The following is a 15,462-nucleotide window of genomic DNA, read 5'->3' as shown; positions in this document are numbered from 1 at the left end:
AGGTCAGTCGAGGCACGCCGGGACGAGGAACAGGGAGCGCTGGAACGGTGTGAACTGCACGGCTCTGCCCTCCTTCCACCGGTCTCGGGGCGTGACGCCGACACGCTACGGGATCACCGACGGACCGTCCATCGCTTTTCCGAGGCGGCTTAAGCGGCCCTTAAGAGGCGGTTAAGTGACCGTCAGAGCACCCAAGTAGCGCCTACAGCACGGGATTTCGGCATGACAGGCGGGTTGGCGGGGGTGCTGCCCGTCCGTAGCATCCGTGACGCGGATCCGTCTGAGAGCGCTCTCAAGACGGCTGACCCGCACCCGTACCCGCACACCAGGAGACCCCCACATGACTCCTCGTCACCGACGTCCCCTCACCCGCCGTACGCTCCTCGCCGCTCTCGGCGGCGCGGTGGCCGCCGCCCCGGCCGTCGCCGCGCTGGCCCCCCACGCCCTCGCGGAGACGACCGGGAGCAAGGCCGCACCGAAGGCGCCGGCCGGCCTCCCCCTGACGGTCGTCAACAACAGCGGATCCTTCGGCAACGCGAGCGTCCACGTCTACGTCGTGGGCAACGCGGACGGCCGTCAGGTACGCCTCACCCCCGACGGCACACTGGCCCCGGTGGCCCTGGCGGACAACGGGCCCGACGGCTTCGCCGACTACGCGATCGCCCTGGCCGGCAGCGGCGAGACGCGGCTGTCCCTGCCGTACATGTCGGGCCGGATCTACGTGTCGCTGGGCGCGAAGCTCAAGTTCAAGGTCGTCGCGGACGGGGCGGGCCGGCCGGCTCTGCAGTACCCCGCCGGCTGGGTGACGTCCGATCCCGACTACGGAGTGCTGCACGACTGTGCGGAGTTCACGTACAACGCCTCGGGGATGTTCTGCAACACCACCATGGTCGACATGTTCAGCGTGCCGCTGAGCATCCGGCTGACCGGCGCGAAGGACCAGACGACGGGCACGTTGCGCGAGGGAGGCCGGGCGGCCGCGTTCGCCGCCGTGCGGGAGGTCCCGGAGTTCGAGCGGCTCGTGGTGGACGAGACCCGGATCATCGCGCCCGGCCACGGCCTGGACGCCGGGCTGTTCGCCGAGGACTACTTCGCGCCCTACATCGACGAGGTGTGGAGCACGTACACCGGCAAGGATCTCTCGGTGACCACCAACGCCGGTACGTTCACCGGCCGGGTGCGCGGCGAGCGGCTGTCGTTCACCGGGCCGGCCGAGGTCTCCTTCGGGAAGCCGTCCACCCGTGACGTGCTGTTCTGCGACGGTGCCCTCGCCGCTCCCAACGACGGGACGACGGGGCCGGTCGCCGCGATCCTGGGCGCCGGTTTCAACCGTTCGACGCTGGTGGGCTCCGCCGCCCAGCCGACGACCGACCCCGCGTCCTTCTACCGGACCGGGCTCACCAACCACTACGCCAAGGCCATGCACGCGGCCGCGCGGGACGGCAAGGCGTACGGCTTCGCCTTCGACGACGTGGCCGACTTCGCCTCGTACATCCAGGACACGGCGCCGACGGGGCTGCGGCTGACGCTCACGCCGTTCTAGCAGGCGCGCATGCCCCGCCTGCCGCCGTTGACCGCCTCCCCCGGTGACGCGGGCCCGGAGTGCGGCGCCCGGTGGGGCGTAGCAGCGTGGTGGTGTGAGCAGAGCGCGCGCCCGGCTGCCGCGCCGGGACAGGGATCGGGACCGGGACCTGGACCGGGACCTGGACCGGGACCTGGACCGGCGGGGCTGGCTGCGCGGCGCGCCGCCGCCGGTCTGGGCGCGGCTGCTGCCCTCCGTACTGCTGGCGGGGGTGTGCACGGCGGAGCTGATCAGTCCGGTGCCGCTGGACATCGGCTTTCTGCTGGGCGCGATCCCGCCGCTGGCCGTGCTGGCCCACGGGCCGGTCGTGACGGCGGTGCTCGGCGCGCTGGCGGTGGTGGTGCTGACGGTTCCCGTCTTCCGTCTGGACAACCCCGGCAGCACCGATGTGGTGACCGTCTGTTTCGTGGCGGCGCTGAGCGTGCTGCTGTCCTTCGTGCGCAGCAGGCGTGACGCGCAGCTCGTGACGGAACGGGCCGTCGCCGAGGTCGCGCAGCGGGCGGTCGTGCCGCCGCTCCCGCAAGAGGTCGGGCCGGTACGGTGCGCGGGCCTGTACCGGGCCGCGCAGAGCGGGACGCTGGTCGGGGGCGACTTCTTCGACGTACGCGCGGGCCCCTACGGCGTGCGGGCGGTCATGGGCGATGTGCAGGGGCACGGGCTGTCGGCGGTCGCCACGGTCGCGTCGCTGCTGGGGGCGTTCCGGGAGGCGGTGCTGGACCAGCCGGACCCGGAGGCGGTGGCGGCCCGCCTCGACCGGAGGCTGGCGGTGGACTCCGCGGGCGAGCCGCACGCCGAGTTGTTCGCGACGGCGGTGCTGCTGGACTTCTCCGCCGACGCGCGTGTGGTGCGGATCGTGGCGTGCGGGCAGGAGGGTCCGTTGCTGCTCCGGGACGGGCGGACCGTCGAGCTGGACGTCGAGCCGTGCACGCCGCTGGGGCTGGGCCTCGCCGAGGTCACTCCGCCGAGGGTCGTATCGGTGCCGCTGCGGGCCGGTGACCGGCTGTTCCTCGCGTCCGACGGTGTCACCGAGGCCCGTGACGCCGGCGGGGTTTTCTATCCCCTCGCCGAGCGGCTGCCGGGCCTCGCCGAACAGGATCCGGCCGCGCTGGCCGAGCGGGTGTGGACCGACCTCGTCCGGTACTGCCCGGACGTGCGGGACGACGTCACGATGCTCGTCCTCGCGCCCCGCCCGTGGGGCGGGTCCTGACGGCGGCCGACGGCGGGGCCGCGGGACCGGTACACGTGGGCTCGGGGTCTGCGGGCTGTCTTCTGGTGGGTCTGCCGGTGGCCTCCCGGGGACTTCCGGCCGCACCCGGTGGGATTTGGGTCGCCTTCCGCCCGGGTTCCGGTGAAACTTTCGGGAGGGCGTCGGTGCCGGTTCACGAACGGTGGCCGGGCCTCTCCGGATGCACGTTGGGCTCGCGCGTTGAATGGTGATAGCGGACCCGTTTTTCAGCACCGGGGCCGCCCCAGCGATCCGGACCCTAGGAGCAGAGAATGTCGACCTCACAGCCCCACGCGTTCCGGCCGCCCGAGGACAGCACCACCCCGGACCGCCTGCTCCACGCCCGCACCGGCACCGATGTGTCGCCGGAGGACCTCGTCCTCGCGTCCGGCAAGGACCTCACCCCACGCAACCTGGAATGGGCCAAGCGCAAGCTCGCGGCGGAGGGCCCGGCCGCGCTGGAGAAGCTGCTGCCCTAGAGGGTGCCTTCCCCGCGCGGCGTCACGCGTCACGGAGTCCGTGACGCGTGACGCCGCGCGGGTCACACCCTGTCGTCGCCCTCCGGCAGGTCGCCGTCGTCCTCGACCACGTGTACCGCCGCCTCCTCCGCACCGGCCGCGCCCCCGTCGATGCCGACGTCCGTCGCGACGGTCTCCTTCGTCGTGTCGGGATGGGCGCCCTCGTCCGGGGCGACCAGGCGGCCCGCACGGGCCGTGCCCGCCTCCGGGTCGACCGGTTCGCCGTCGCTGTCGGGGCTGTCGCCCACGCCGTCCCCGGCGGGCTCGGGGGACACCTCGGGGACCTCCTGGGAGAGGCGCTCGTCGAGGGTCTCGCCCTCGTGCTGCTCGGCGGCGGTGGTGCCGCGCTTGGTGACGCCGAGCGGCTTCTCCGGCGGGGAGTAGCCCTCGTCGAGGGTGTCGTCGTAGGTCCGTTCGTCGACTGCGTCCTGGAGGTCCAGCGGCGCGGCGTCCTCCTGCTCCTCGTTGCTCCCGGTGGGCTGGTACGCGTCGTCCGCCATCGGTTCGGGGCGCATCGGTTCCGTGCCCATCACTTCTGCCTCCCTGTCGCGCTGCGTCGACTCGTTCGTCTCACGTGCCCGTTCCGCGTTTCCCGTTACGCGGGCTCTAACCCCGGGCCAGGTCACCCGTCCACTTCTCCTCGATACGCCCGAACCTCCACACCAGCAGCGCCACCACCCAGGTCGCGACGGACAGCGCCACGACGACGTAGCCGAGGACGTTGAGGTCGAGTCCGGAGATCCAGTCCCAGAAGGGGCCGTGCAGGCCGAGCCTGTCCACGAGCAGGCCGAGGAGTTCGACGGTCCCGATGAGCAGGGCCACGGCGACGGAGAGGCCGGTGATCGTGAGGTTGTAGTAGACCTTGCGGACCGGCTCGGAGAAGGCCCAGCCGTAGGCGAAGTTCATGAACGAGCCGTCGATGGTGTCGAGGAGGCACATCCCGGCGGCGAACAGGACGGGCAGGCACAGGATCGCGTACCAGGGCAGGCCGGAGGCGGCACCCGAGCCGGCCAGGACGAGCAGGGCGATCTCGGTGGCGGTGTCGAAGCCGAGGCCGAAGAGGAGGCCGAGCGGGTACATCTGCCCGGGCCTGGAGACCGACTTCATGACGCGGCCCAGGAGGCGGTTCATGAAGCCGCGGTTGTTCAGCTGCTCCTCCAGGGCGGCCTCGTCGTAGCGGCCCGAGCGCATGCCGCGGAAGACCTTCCAGATGCCGGCCAGGATGACGAGGTTGACGGCCGCGATGAGGTAGAGGAACGCCCCGGAGACGGTCGTGCCGATCAGTCCCGTGACGTCGTGCAGCGCGGAGCCGTCGTCGCGGACCGGCTGGGCCAGGGTCTTCACGCCGAGGGTGAGCAGGAAGGCCAGGACGAAGACGACGCTGGAGTGGCCGAGGGAGAACCAGAAGCCGACCGACAGCGGCCGCTGGCCCTCGCCCATCAGCTTGCGGGTGGTGTTGTCGATGGCGGCGATGTGGTCGGCGTCGAAGGCGTGCCGCATGCCGAGCGTGTACGCGGTGACGCCGATGCCGACGCCGAAGGTCTGGGTGCCGATGGCGCGGTGCTCGGGGGCGACGACCGCCACGAGGGTGAACCAGCCGATCACGTGCAGGGCCACGATGACCGCGGCCATCCCCCCGGCCCTGGTCCACTCCTGCCGCGTCATGGAGGTACGGGCGCGGTGCCGGGCCGTGCGCTGGGCGGCAGCCGGGGCGGGGAGGGGCGGAGTGGACTCAGGGGCGGCCGTCATCGGGGGGAAGGTCTTTCTGTCGGACGGACGGCTGCGGGCAACAGCCTCGTGCCATCCTCCGGTACCTGCAACCCGTGTGCAGTAAAGCCCGCGACAGGTCTTGTCCATGGGACCGAAAACTCCGCGGGACCGGAGACTCCGCGGGACGGAAACTCCCGCGGGACCGGAGACTCCGTCGAGCCGGGCGCCCCCCGGGGGCTCACACCGCGGCGTTCGGTCCGTCCGGCCGGCTGCGGCGCTGCTCGACCATCTCGCGGCTGAGCCCCTCCGTCTCCGGCTCGGGAAGCCGCTCGAAGCCGTCCTCGGTGATGACGGACACGACGGGGTAGATGCGGCGGCTGATGTCCGGGCCGCCGGTCGCCGAGTCGTCGTCGGCCGCGTCGTAGAGCGCCTGGAGCGCGGCCAGGGCGGCCTCGCGCCGGGACATGCCGGGGCGGAACAGCTTCTTCAACGCGCCCCGGGCGTACGGCGAGCCGGAGCCCTCGGCGTGGAAGCCGAACTTCTCGTAGCGGCCGCCGGCGACGTCGAAGCCGAAGATCCGGCCCTGCCGGCCCTCGGGAGCCGCGGGGTCGTAGCCGGCGAGCAGCGGGACGACGGCGAGGCCCTGCATGGCCTGGCCCAGGTTGCCCCGGATCATCGTGGCCAGCCGGGTCGCCTTCGCGGCGAGGGTCATGGGGACGCCCTCGAGCTTCTCGAAGTGCGTCAGCTCGACCTGGTAGAGCTTCACCAGGTCCAGCGCGAGCCCGACGGAACCGGCGAAGGCCACCGCGGTGTGGTCGTCGGCGGGGTGCACCTTCTCCAGGTCCCGCTGGGCGATCACGTTGCCCATCGTCGCCCGCCGGTCGCCCGCGATCAGCACGCCGTCGCCGTAGGTGAGGGCCAGCACGGTCGTGCCGTGCGGGGCGCCCTCGGCGCGGACGCCGTCCGGGAGGATCCGGCGGGTGCTCAGCAGTTCGGGGCGGTGGGCCGCCAGGAACTCGGTGAAGGACGAGGAGCCAGGTCTGAAGAACTCCTCCCCCAGCCGGCCGTCGTGGTCGCTCCCCGCCATGGCGTTCCCCCCTCGTCCGTGACCGTCAACCGACTCCTACCTGAACGGGCCGGGCTGGAAACGCGAGTCGGGGCGGGAGTGCCGTGCGGCGTCAGGGGCCGGACCGCTGCGCGGGCGGTGCGACGCGGACGTCCAGGTCCGAGATCCGGTGGACGGGCCAGGTGCGGGCGTAGCGGGGCGGGGTGCCGCCGGACGGTGCGATGTGGGCGACCGGGAGACGGTCCGCGGTGCGCAGGATGTCCGCCACCGTGGTGTTCTCGTTGTGGCCGGCGGTCGCGCCCGAGGAGCAGCCGGTGTAGTAGCCGATCGGGATGGCCTCGTGGCCGGTGAGCAGGCAGGGCGGGCGGACGCCGAGGCGGTGCAGCGCTCCGGCGGTGCGGTCCCAGTCGCGTCGGCTCTCGGTGTTGCGGGACACGGCGCCTTCCAGGACGGCGACCTGCACCGCCAGATGGCCGGCCAGGCCGAGCGCGACCAGCATGGCGGCCACCGGCCGCCACTTCCGGCCCGGGGTTCTGACCAGGTGCCACAGGGCGTCGGCGACCGGGATCGCGAGCAGCGCGTAGGCCGGCTGGAGGAAGCGGGGCGCCGCGTAGCCGATCATGAACAGGTACGGCAGTGCGGCCGTGGCGGCGCAGGCCAGCGGGATCAGGGTCCGTCCCAGGCGCCGGGCCCGGGCCGCGACGACCAGGCCGAGTCCGGCCAGGACGGGCAGGACGAACCACCAGACGGTGACCAGGGGGTTGGGCATCGGCACGGTGCACGGCCGGCACAGGGCCCGTCCGCCCAGGCTGCGCAGCTGGTCGTCGACGGCGATCTGCCAGCCCAGTCCGCCCTGGATGCGGGAGGCGTCCGACAGCCGCTGTCCGAGGCCGCCGTGGCCGAGGTAGGCCTCGATCACCCACTCGACGGCGCCGGCCGCGAGGCCTGCCGCGAGCGCGAGGAGGAGTCGCCAGTGGCGGCGGACCAGGGTGAGGACTAGCAGCGGCACGGTCACCCAGACCGCGTCGGTGGGCCGCATCCACGCCATGAGGGCGGCGCCCGCCGCGATGCCCCACAGCGCCGCCCGGGCGGAACGGTCCGCCCGGGCCCGCAGGAAGCAGCCCACGCTGATCAGGGCGCCGATCGCGACCCAGTAGTTGGGCATGGCCTGCGGACCGTAGAAGAGGGTCACCCACAGGGAGGCGAACAGGGCGCCGCCGAGGACCAGGACCCGGGTCGGGAACAGGCCCCGCCAGGCGCGCAGGGCCAGGAAGAGGGCGATGCCGGACAGCAGGGCGAGGTAGACGCGCAGCAGCGGGACGGACGACGACCAGGACGCGACGGGTGCCACGAGCAGGGAGACGCCCCGGGAGCGCGGTGCGCTGAAGAAGGCCGCCGGGGTGTCGGAGGTGACCTGGCTGACGTAGACGATCTCGTCCCAGCCGAGGCCGAGGACGGGCCGGACGAGGACGAGTTGCGCGAGGACGAAGACGGCGGCGAGCGCGGCGAGAGGTCTGTCGACGCCTTTCCTGCGGGGGGTCCTCGATGCGGCCGCCTGTTCGCGTCTTCGCATACGAACGAGAATGGCGTTCGCGCCGTCGGACATCGTCCACCCCTTACCCCTACGCGCGTAGGGTGCTGTGACCCCCACGGCCCGCGGGCCGGGCATGGGAGTCCGATAATCGGAGAACACCGCCAAGCTAACCCGCGGGGTGGGGACGTGCAGGGCGGAATACGGCCAAGTGCGTGACGCGATCGGGCGGTCAGCGGGCGTTCGGGGTGCGGTGCGGGGGCTGGCTCGGGGCCGGACGGCGGGTCAGCGGGGGAACGGGACGGGTGGCGGGGGCGTCCTCACTCACCGTCACCTCGCTGCCGTGGTGGCGGATCGTCAGGGGCGGACCCGAGCGCAGGGTGTACGTGGCCTGCCCGGCGGTCAGCTCCACCCGCAGGCACCGGCCGAGGAATCCCACCGAGAAGGCCAGCCGGCTGTACCTCTCGGGCAGGCGGGGCGCGAACCGCAGGGCGCCGTCGGCACACCGCATCCCGCCGAACCCGGCGACCAGCGCCATCCAGGTTCCGGCCAGCGAGGCGATGTGCAGTCCGTCGCGGGTGTTGTGCTCCAGGTCCCCGAGATCCATCAGGGCGGCCTCGGTCGTGTAGGCGCAGGCCAGGTCCAGATGGCCGGTCCGGGCGGCCATGACGGCCTGGACGCAGGCCGACAGGGAGGAGTCCCGTACGGTCAGCGGCTCGTAGTAGGCGAAGTTGCGGGCGATCTGCTCCTCGTCGAAGTACTCCTCGAAGAAACTGCCGCAGGTGTACATCGCCAGGACGAGGTCCGCCTGCTTGACGACCTGCTTGCGGTACAGGTCGAAGTAGGGGAAGTGGAGCATCAGCGGGTACTGGTCCGGGCCGGTGCGGTCGAAGTCCCAGCGCTGGTAGCGGGTGAAGCCGGCGTGCTGTTCGTGCACGCCGAGCTCCTCGTTGTAGGGGACGTTCACGGCCTCGGCGGCGTCCCGCCAGGCGGCCCGCTCCTCCTCGTCGGCGCCGAGCCGGGCCGCCTCGTCGGGGTGGCGTTTGCAGGCGTCGGCGGCGGCCAGCAGGTTCGCCCGGGCCATGAGGTTGGTGTACGTGTTGTCGTCGGCGATCGCGCTGTACTCGTCAGGTCCGGTGACGCCGTCGATGTGGAAGACGCCCCGGTCGTCGTGGTGGCCGAGGGAGCGCCACAGGCGGGCGGTCTCCACCAGCAGCTCCACGCCGGCCTCGCGCTCGAACTCCTCGTCGCCGGTGGCCGCCACGTACCGCACCACGGCGTCCGCGATGTCGGCGCCGACGTGGAAGGCGGCCGTGCCGGCAGGCCAGTACGCGGAGCCTTCCGAGCCCTCGATGGTGCGCCAGGGGAACGCGGCGCCGCGCAGGCCGAGCTGGGCCGCGCGCTCCCGGGCGGCGGGCAGGGTGTCGCGGCGCCAGCGCAGGGCCTCGGCGGCGGCGGCCGGCGCGGTGTAGGTCAGCACCGGCAGCACGAACGCCTCGGTGTCCCAGAAGGCGTGGCCGTCGTAGCCGGAGCCGGTGAGGCCCTTGGCGGGGATGGCGCGCTGTTCGGCGCGGGAACCGGCCTGGAGGACGTGGAAGAGGGCGAAGCGGACGGCCTGCTGGATCTCCTCGTCGCCGTCGATCTCGACGTCGGCGCGTGCCCAGAAGTCGTCGAGGTAGGCCCGCTGGTCCTTCAGGAGCCCCCACCAGCCACTGTGCGCGGCAGCCGCCAGCGCCGCCTCGACCTGGTCGCTCATCGCGGGCCGGGAGCGGGCGCTGGACCAGCCGTGCGCGACGAGCTTCTCCACCCGCAGCCGCTCCCCGGGCTCCAGGACGGAGGTGATGGTCAGCCGGGCCACGTCCACGTTGCTCTCGCTGCTGGTCGTGGTCCGTTCCGGGCCGGTGACGAGGTGGTCGGCGGCCACGGCGACCCTGAGGCCGCTGCGCCGGGTGCGGTGGACCAGGCGCAGCCGGCTGCCCGAGGCGAGGTCCTCCTCCGGTTCCAGCGGCGACTTCAGCGCCCGTGCGGCGCGAGGGTCGGCGTCCGGGCCGGGCAGGCTCTCGTTGGCGACCAGTTCCGACTGGACGACCACGCGGGTACGGCTGTCGACGGGCTCCACCTCGTACGCCACGGCGGCGATCGCCCGCTGGGTCAGGGACACCAGCCGCGTGGAGCGCACCCGGACCGTCGAGCCGGCCGGGGAGGTCCACTCGCAGACCCGTTCCAGCACGCCGCGCCGCAGGTCGAGGGTCCGCTCGTGGGTCACGAGCCGCCCGTAGCGCAGGTCGAACGGTTCGTCGTCGACGAGCAGGCGCAGCACCTTGCCGTTGGTGACGTTGATGGACGTCTGGCCGGACTCGGGATAGCCGTAGCCGGCCTCGGCGTACGGCAGCGGGTGCAGTTCGTGGACGCCGTTGAGGTAGGAGCCGGGCAGGCCGTGCGGTTCGCCCTCGTCGAGGTTGCCGCGCCAGCCGACGTGGCCGTTGGACAGGGCGAACACGGACTCGCTCTGTGCCAGGAGGTCGAGGTCGAGCTCCGTCTCGCGCACCGTCCAGGGTTCGACGTCGTACGCCCGCTGTGTGATCACTCCGTGTCCCCCAGTTCGGCGAGGTCCTTCACCACGACGTCGGCGCCGTGCGCGTACAGCGCGTCGGTCTGTCCCACGCGGTCGACGCCGACGACGTATCCGAAACGGCCCGCGCGGCCCGCGTCCATGCCGGCCAAGGCATCCTCGAAGACGGCTGCTTCGGCCGGCTGGACGCCGAGGTCCTCCGCGGCGGCCAGGAACGTGTCCGGGTGCGGTTTGCCGGGCAGCTTGCGCTCGGCGGCGACCACGCCGTCGATCCGTACGTCGAAGAAGTGCTCGGCGCCGATCGAGCGCAGCACGTCCCGGCAGTTGGCGCTGGAGGAGACGATCGCGGTGCTCAGGCCGTGCGCGCGGACCGCCTCCAGATAGCGCAGGGTGCCGTCGTAGGCCTCGACGCCTTCGGTGCGGATCTTCTCGAGGACCAGCTCGTTCTTGCGGTTGCCGAGCCCGTGCACGGTCTGCGCGCCGGGTGGGTCGTCCGGGTCGCCGTCGGGCAGGTCGATGCCGCGGGACGCCAGGAAGGTGCGCACGCCGTCGGCGCGTGGCCGGCCGTCGACGTACTCGTCGTAGTCGGACGCCTCGAACGGCCGGAAGTCCGCGCCGTCGCGTTCCCGCAGGAAGGCGTCGAACATCTCCTTCCAGGCGGCCGCGTGCACGACGGCCGTCCTGGTGACGACGCCGTCGAGGTCGAAGAGGCAGGCGTGGATGTCTTCGGGGAGTCCGAGCTGCGTCATACAGGACCGGTTTCCCTCCCGGTGGTGTTCCAGTGAGTGGCGCACGCCACACCCAGGGGGCGCGAGGGGCGCGGGGCTCTCGGCGCCCGAGCCCGGACGCGGGTGACAGACTCTCTTCCGTGCCGCTCACCTTCGACGACCTCGTCCGCCGCGCCCGCGCCCTGCCCCGGGGCGGCCGGCGCGCGATCCTCGGCATCACCGGCAGCCCCGGCGCGGGCAAGTCGACGCTCGCCGAGCACCTGGTCCGGGACCTGAACGGATCGGGCGTCCCCTGGGTCGCGCACGTCCCCATGGACGGCTTCCACCTGGCCGACGCCGAACTGGAGCGCCTCGGCCTGCGCGACCGCAAGGGAGCTCCCGACACCTTCGACGCGGCCGGTTACGCGGCCCTGCTGGCGCGCCTGCGCGAGGAGACACACGCCGACGACATCGTCTACGCCCCCGGCTTCGAACGGGTCCTGGAACAGCCGCTCGCCGGCGCGATCCCGGTCCCGCCGACGGCCCGACTGGTCGTCACCGAGGGCAACTACCTCCTCCTGGACACCGGAGCCTGGTCCCGCGTCCGCCCCCTCCTCGACGAGGTGTGGTTCTGCGAACTCCCCGAGCCGGAGCGGATCCGCCGACTGGTCACCCGGCACGAGCAGTTCGGCAAGACGCGCGAGGAGGCTCGGGCCTGGGTGTCCCGCTCGGACCAGCCCAACGCCGCACTGGTCGCGACGACCCGGGGGCGGGCCGACCTGGTGGTGCCGGGGTCGGCGCTGCCGCGCGTGCGGACGTGAACAATGCGCACGACCAGCCATCGGTCACGTGCCTAAGGTGCCCGCATGGGCCTGGACATCACGGTGCTGGCAGTCGACTGGGAGCGGCTCGAGAGGACGCCGTTCGAGGAGCGGTACGCGTTGCTCGAGGACGCCGCGCTGCCCGAGGACGAATGCGACTGGGACGCGGAGCCCGAGCGGGGCTGGGTGTGGCCCGCCGCGTCGGGCGTGCCGTGGTGCGGCCGGTACGAGTTCCACAGCACCACCGGCTCCTACAAGCCGCACTTCTGGGCGGGGCAGGCCTGGGAGGACGTGCGGAAGCATGCCGGGCCTGAACAGCGCGCGCACCTGGACACGTTCCTGCAAAGCCTGGTCTGGGACGACGGCACCGACGCCGACGACACCGTCTCCGGCCTGTTCCCCGCGGACCCCGATCCCTGGCATCGTCGGCTGCTGCTCGCCTGCCCGCCCGCTGCCGTGTCAGTGCTGGCCGGCCACTGGGCACGAGCCGAGCCCCTGCTGGAGAGCCTGCGCGAGCCGTACGGCGTGCATGCCGCGTGTCCCGGGCGGTGGATCGCGGACTTCGACGAGTTCTCGGTGCTGTTGCGGGAGTGGGGCGTGGTGGTGACGGAGGCCGGCCGGCGCGGATGGGGGCTGATCGGTCTGCCGTTGTGACGCGGACTCGCGCAGTCACCCGTGCCCGCAATCCGTTTCCCGGCCGCGCCCGCAGTGAGGCATGATCGGTCGCATGATCAGGTCCGCCACAGTGAACGACGTCCCCGAGATCCGGGCGATGATCCGTGAACTCGCCGCGTACGAACGGGCCGTCGAGCAGGCCCGGGCCACCGAGGAGCAGCTGCGTGAGGCGCTGTTCGGTGAGCACCCGGCCGCCTACGCGCTGATCGCCGAGGACGACGGCACGGGTGAGGCCGTGGGCTACGCCCTGTGGTTCCCGCGCTTCTCGACCTGGACGGGCACGCGCGGCATGCACCTGGAAGACCTCTACGTACGGCCGCGGGCGCGCGGCGCGGGGCACGGAAAGGCCCTCCTCGCCGCCCTCGCCGCGACCTGCCGGAGCAACGGCTACGACCGCTTCGAGTGGTGGGTCCTGGCCTGGAACACCCCGACGATCGACTTCTACAAGTCGCTCGGGGTGGAACTCCTGGAGGAGTGGAAGGTGTGCCGGCTCAGTGGTGCGCCCCTCAGCGAACTCGCCGCTCAGGCACCGGACGTCGTGAACCCCGCCCCCGACGTGCAGGAGGGACACCCGTGCGAGCCCCTGTGACCGAGGTGATCGAGGCCCACCGTGTGCTGGCACGCCTGGTCGGCCCGCTCGACGACGACCAGGTCCGTGCGGCGTCCGCCCTGCCCGGCTGGTCGCGCGGGCATGTCCTGGCCCATCTCGCCGACAACGCCCGGATGTTCGCCCGTCTCGCGGAACACGCCCTGCGGGGAGAGCTCGTGCCCGCTTACGACGGTGGCGTGGACGAGCGCAACGCGATCATCGAGGCAGGCGCGGGCCGCAGTGCCGCCGGTCACCGTGCCGAACTCACTGCCCGGATCGCCGAGTTGGAAGCGGTCTGGGCGCGTCTCGGCGACGCCGACTGGGGCCGTCCGGTGACGTTCCGCAACGCGGACGTCGCCGCGACGGTCTACGCCCGCTGGCGTGAGGCCTGGATTCACATGACCGATCTGGACCTGGGCGTCCGGCCGGCGGAGTGGCCCGCGGAACTGGCCTGTCACGCCATCGACTTCCTGCTGTGCCGGCTGCCGGCGGGCACGGGTGTGCGCGCCGAGGACGTGTCGCGGGAATGGTCCGTCGGTGACGGGACCGGCACGATGGTCACCGGGCGGGTGCGCGACCTGGCCGCCTGGCTGGCCGGCCGGACACCCGCCATGTCGCCGGTGGCGGAGGAGGGGCTGCCCGCGCTCGGGCCGTGGCCGCCGCATCCGCCGCAGGGCCGTGGGTGATCCGCACTCAGGCGTCCGTTCCGCAGGATCCTGAGGTGGCCATGATGTAAATCGTCGGGGTCACACGACAGGTGCGGGCCGGCGTGCGCGCAGTGCGACGGTCAGTGTGTGCGGGCCGAGTCCCCCGATGTAGACGCGGTTCCCGGTCGTGGCATCGGTGCCGCCCACCACGGTGTAGTCCTGCCCCGGGTCGTACCGCAGGACGTCGCTGCGGTCCGGTCCGGCCAGCGGTTCGCCCGCCTCCAAGCCGGCCTCGATCCGGATCTCGTCGTCACCGACCCGGTAGGTCATCGGACCGGCCGTCAGGCACCAGCGCCCGTCGCCGATCGGTACGGCACCCTCCGGCACGCCACCCGGCCGGAAGGTCAGTTCGAGGGCCCAGGGCACCCGTGGTCCGCTGATGTCGATCCGCAGGTCGGCACCGTCCTCCCTCAGGTCCACCTCGACGCGGGTCGTGTGGGAGACCTCGTCCCGAGGCCGGTCCAGGAAGGCCATCGCGGCCGAGAAGCGTCCCTCGTCCGCCATCCGGTAGGCGCCGTCCTCCCGTCGCCCATCCGGCGGGAGCGGCTGGTAGTAGGCGGCCGAGAGGGTTTCGGTGAGCCGGTAGCGGCTGTCGGCGAGCTGCCGCATGTCGGCGGCGCGGAACGGGCCCAGGTCGAAGAATCCCCGTGAGAGGCGGACCGCGTCCAGGACCGCGTCGCCGGCGAACAGGCGCAGGAAGGTGGGGTTGCAGGCGAGGCCCGAGCGGATGCGCCGGTGCTCGGGCACGTCTGAGCCGCCGTACACCACCGTGTGCGCGGTGGCCGAGGCGCGTGCGGCGAGGCCCGCGGTGGTGATGTACCGGTCGCGTGGAAGCGCCTGTGCGGCCGGTGCCGGCAGGACGCGGCACAGGTCCGGGGTGAGGAGGGTCTCGGCGAGCAGGCCGGGGTCGTCGATGCCGCCGGCGGCCGCCTGCCCCGCCGCCCGGCTGAAGTCGCCCCGGCCGGTGCGGACCGCGAGCAGCCGGTAGTGCGGCAGGTAGGGGGCGAGCGGGAACGGGTGGTGCTGGTCCTGCCGTCGCGAGTGGACGGTCTCCACCGTGCCGTCCGGCCTGATGAGGTCCAGGGTGGTGGCGAGATTGCGTTCGACGGCGTCCAGCAGGTCGGCGCGGCCGAGCACGTCGGCCAGCAGCAGCAGCGACGGGTTGGTCACGTGGGCCGCGTAGTTGGCGCTGCGTTCCGAGTACAGGCCCTCCGCGTCGATGTCGACGCCCTCGGCGAGCCACTCCTCGACGCGGTCGAGCAGCCGGTCGTCGGGGAACGACCGGTGCAGGCGGGCCAGCGCCGCGCAGAGCTCCCAGCGGTGGTTCGGGGTGTGCACCCCACCGGTCAGGAGACTTTCGCAGGCGGCGCCGGCGATCTCGGCGAGCGCGGCCGTGACGTCACGCAGTTCCGGCCCCGCGCCCGCGGCGAGGACGTGCGCGTCGCACACGTCGTTGACGGTGAACGCGGAGTCCGGCGGTGACTGCACGTTGTCGCCGCCGGCGAAGAGACCGGTGGTGGTCTGCGCGGTCCGGAGGGCGCCGAGGTGGGTCATCGCGGCGGCGACGGCCTGCCCGCTGCCGTGCAGTGCCGAATCCGGGGAACGGTACGCCGCGACCAGAGTCCTCACCCGGCGCGCCAGGGCGCGGTGGGTCACACCGGCGGGTTCCTCGTCGGGGCGGGCCGCGAGCGGGGCGGCCTGCCGGTCGGCGGCGCGGGCCACCGCGCGGACGAACTCGTGGTCGAGCGGGTTGGGCACG

General features: G+C 72.8%; 14 protein-coding genes. 7 read left to right on the top strand and 7 right to left on the bottom strand.

Annotation, left to right across the window (positions count from 1 at the left end):
- Window positions 1-340 precede the first annotated feature (340 nt).
- The 3 genes from ABFX81_RS35225 (at window position 341) to ABFX81_RS35215 (ending at window position 3,286) form a co-directional block, all read left to right on the top strand.
- Window positions 341-1,543: a beta-1,3-glucanase family protein gene (locus ABFX81_RS35225; protein WP_086850263.1), complete on the top strand. Its 1,203-nt coding sequence runs from the start codon at window positions 341-343 to the stop codon at window positions 1,541-1,543.
- Window positions 1,544-1,691: 148 nt separating this feature from the next.
- Complete coding sequence (locus tag ABFX81_RS35220; protein WP_086850266.1) at window positions 1,692-2,789, top strand: SpoIIE family protein phosphatase; 1,098 nt, start codon at window positions 1,692-1,694, stop codon at window positions 2,787-2,789.
- Window positions 2,790-3,079: 290 nt separating this feature from the next.
- Window positions 3,080-3,286: a hypothetical protein gene (locus tag ABFX81_RS35215; protein WP_086850264.1), complete on the top strand. Its 207-nt coding sequence runs from the start codon at window positions 3,080-3,082 to the stop codon at window positions 3,284-3,286.
- 62 nt (window positions 3,287-3,348) lie between these two features.
- On the opposite strand, the gene ABFX81_RS35210 is transcribed toward ABFX81_RS35215, so the two are convergent.
- The 6 genes from ABFX81_RS35210 to ABFX81_RS35185 all read right to left on the bottom strand — a co-directional run bounded on the left by ABFX81_RS35210 (window position 3,349) and on the right by ABFX81_RS35185 (window position 10,953).
- Window positions 3,349-3,840: a DUF5709 domain-containing protein gene (locus ABFX81_RS35210; RefSeq protein WP_086850267.1), complete on the bottom strand. Its 492-nt coding sequence runs from the start codon at window positions 3,838-3,840 to the stop codon at window positions 3,349-3,351.
- 91 nt (window positions 3,841-3,931) lie between these two features.
- Window positions 3,932-5,074, bottom strand: coding sequence for a Nickel transporter NicT (nicT, locus tag ABFX81_RS35205; protein ID WP_346139202.1), 1,143 nt, complete (start codon window positions 5,072-5,074; stop codon window positions 3,932-3,934).
- Between the two features lie 199 nt (window positions 5,075-5,273).
- Complete coding sequence (prcB, locus tag ABFX81_RS35200) at window positions 5,274-6,122, bottom strand: proteasome subunit beta (RefSeq protein WP_346139201.1); 849 nt, start codon at window positions 6,120-6,122, stop codon at window positions 5,274-5,276.
- 91 nt (window positions 6,123-6,213) lie between these two features.
- Entirely contained in the window at window positions 6,214-7,707 is a 1,494-nt protein-coding gene (locus tag ABFX81_RS35195; RefSeq protein WP_346139200.1) for a hypothetical protein, read from the bottom strand.
- Window positions 7,708-7,864: 157 nt separating this feature from the next.
- Window positions 7,865-10,219: a glycoside hydrolase family 65 protein gene (locus ABFX81_RS35190; RefSeq protein ID WP_346139199.1), complete on the bottom strand. Its 2,355-nt coding sequence runs from the start codon at window positions 10,217-10,219 to the stop codon at window positions 7,865-7,867.
- Entirely contained in the window at window positions 10,216-10,953 is a 738-nt protein-coding gene (locus ABFX81_RS35185) for a beta-phosphoglucomutase family hydrolase (protein WP_086855464.1), read from the bottom strand. Before ABFX81_RS35185 ends, ABFX81_RS35190 begins: the two co-directional genes overlap by 4 nt.
- A 119-nt stretch (window positions 10,954-11,072) precedes the next feature.
- On the opposite strand from ABFX81_RS35185, the gene ABFX81_RS35180 reads away from it, so the two are divergent.
- The 4 genes from ABFX81_RS35180 to ABFX81_RS35165 all read left to right on the top strand — a co-directional run bounded on the left by ABFX81_RS35180 (window position 11,073) and on the right by ABFX81_RS35165 (window position 13,682).
- Window positions 11,073-11,732: a nucleoside/nucleotide kinase family protein gene (locus tag ABFX81_RS35180; protein WP_086855463.1), complete on the top strand. Its 660-nt coding sequence runs from the start codon at window positions 11,073-11,075 to the stop codon at window positions 11,730-11,732.
- Window positions 11,733-11,777: 45 nt separating this feature from the next.
- Window positions 11,778-12,386, top strand: coding sequence for a hypothetical protein (locus ABFX81_RS35175; RefSeq protein WP_086855462.1), 609 nt, complete (start codon window positions 11,778-11,780; stop codon window positions 12,384-12,386).
- A 73-nt stretch (window positions 12,387-12,459) separates the two neighbouring features.
- Window positions 12,460-12,996 carry a GNAT family N-acetyltransferase gene (locus ABFX81_RS35170; RefSeq protein WP_086855467.1) on the top strand — a complete coding sequence of 179 codons (537 nt, stop codon included), beginning with the start codon at window positions 12,460-12,462 and terminating at the stop codon, window positions 12,994-12,996.
- Window positions 12,981-13,682, top strand: a complete 702-nt coding sequence (locus ABFX81_RS35165) for a maleylpyruvate isomerase family mycothiol-dependent enzyme (RefSeq protein ID WP_086855461.1) — start codon at window positions 12,981-12,983, stop codon at window positions 13,680-13,682. Before ABFX81_RS35170 ends, ABFX81_RS35165 begins: the two co-directional genes overlap by 16 nt.
- 60 nt (window positions 13,683-13,742) lie before the next feature.
- Here ABFX81_RS35165 and ABFX81_RS35160 read toward each other — a convergent pair whose 3' ends face one another.
- Window positions 13,743-15,461, bottom strand: coding sequence for a hypothetical protein (locus ABFX81_RS35160; RefSeq protein WP_086855460.1), 1,719 nt, complete (start codon window positions 15,459-15,461; stop codon window positions 13,743-13,745).
- Window position 15,462 lies beyond the last annotated feature (1 nt).

It is taken from the genome of Streptomyces coeruleofuscus, assembly GCF_039532725.1.
GTDB classification, from domain to species: Bacteria; Actinomycetota; Actinomycetes; order Streptomycetales; family Streptomycetaceae; genus Streptomyces; species Streptomyces coeruleofuscus.
The sequence above is the reverse complement of the archived record's forward strand: the minus strand, read 5'-3'. Positions and strand labels throughout refer to the sequence as shown.

Excerpts from the sequence above, each read along its gene's own strand:
- prcB (WP_346139201.1), bottom strand. The coding sequence starts at position 6,122 with ATGGCGGGGAGCGACCACGACGGCCGGCTGGGGGAGGAGTTCTTCAGA.
- nicT (WP_346139202.1), bottom strand. The coding sequence starts at position 5,074 with ATGACGGCCGCCCCTGAGTCCACTCCGCCCCTCCCCGCCCCGGCTGCC.
- ABFX81_RS35175 (WP_086855462.1), top strand. The coding sequence starts at position 11,778 with ATGGGCCTGGACATCACGGTGCTGGCAGTCGACTGGGAGCGGCTCGAG.
- ABFX81_RS35185 (WP_086855464.1), bottom strand. The coding sequence starts at position 10,953 with ATGACGCAGCTCGGACTCCCCGAAGACATCCACGCCTGCCTCTTCGAC.
- ABFX81_RS35210 (WP_086850267.1), bottom strand. The coding sequence starts at position 3,840 with ATGCGCCCCGAACCGATGGCGGACGACGCGTACCAGCCCACCGGGAGC.
- ABFX81_RS35170 (WP_086855467.1), top strand. The coding sequence starts at position 12,460 with ATGATCAGGTCCGCCACAGTGAACGACGTCCCCGAGATCCGGGCGATG.
- ABFX81_RS35195 (WP_346139200.1), bottom strand. The coding sequence starts at position 7,707 with ATGTCCGACGGCGCGAACGCCATTCTCGTTCGTATGCGAAGACGCGAA.
- ABFX81_RS35215 (WP_086850264.1), top strand. The coding sequence starts at position 3,080 with ATGTCGACCTCACAGCCCCACGCGTTCCGGCCGCCCGAGGACAGCACC.
- ABFX81_RS35225 (WP_086850263.1), top strand. The coding sequence starts at position 341 with ATGACTCCTCGTCACCGACGTCCCCTCACCCGCCGTACGCTCCTCGCC.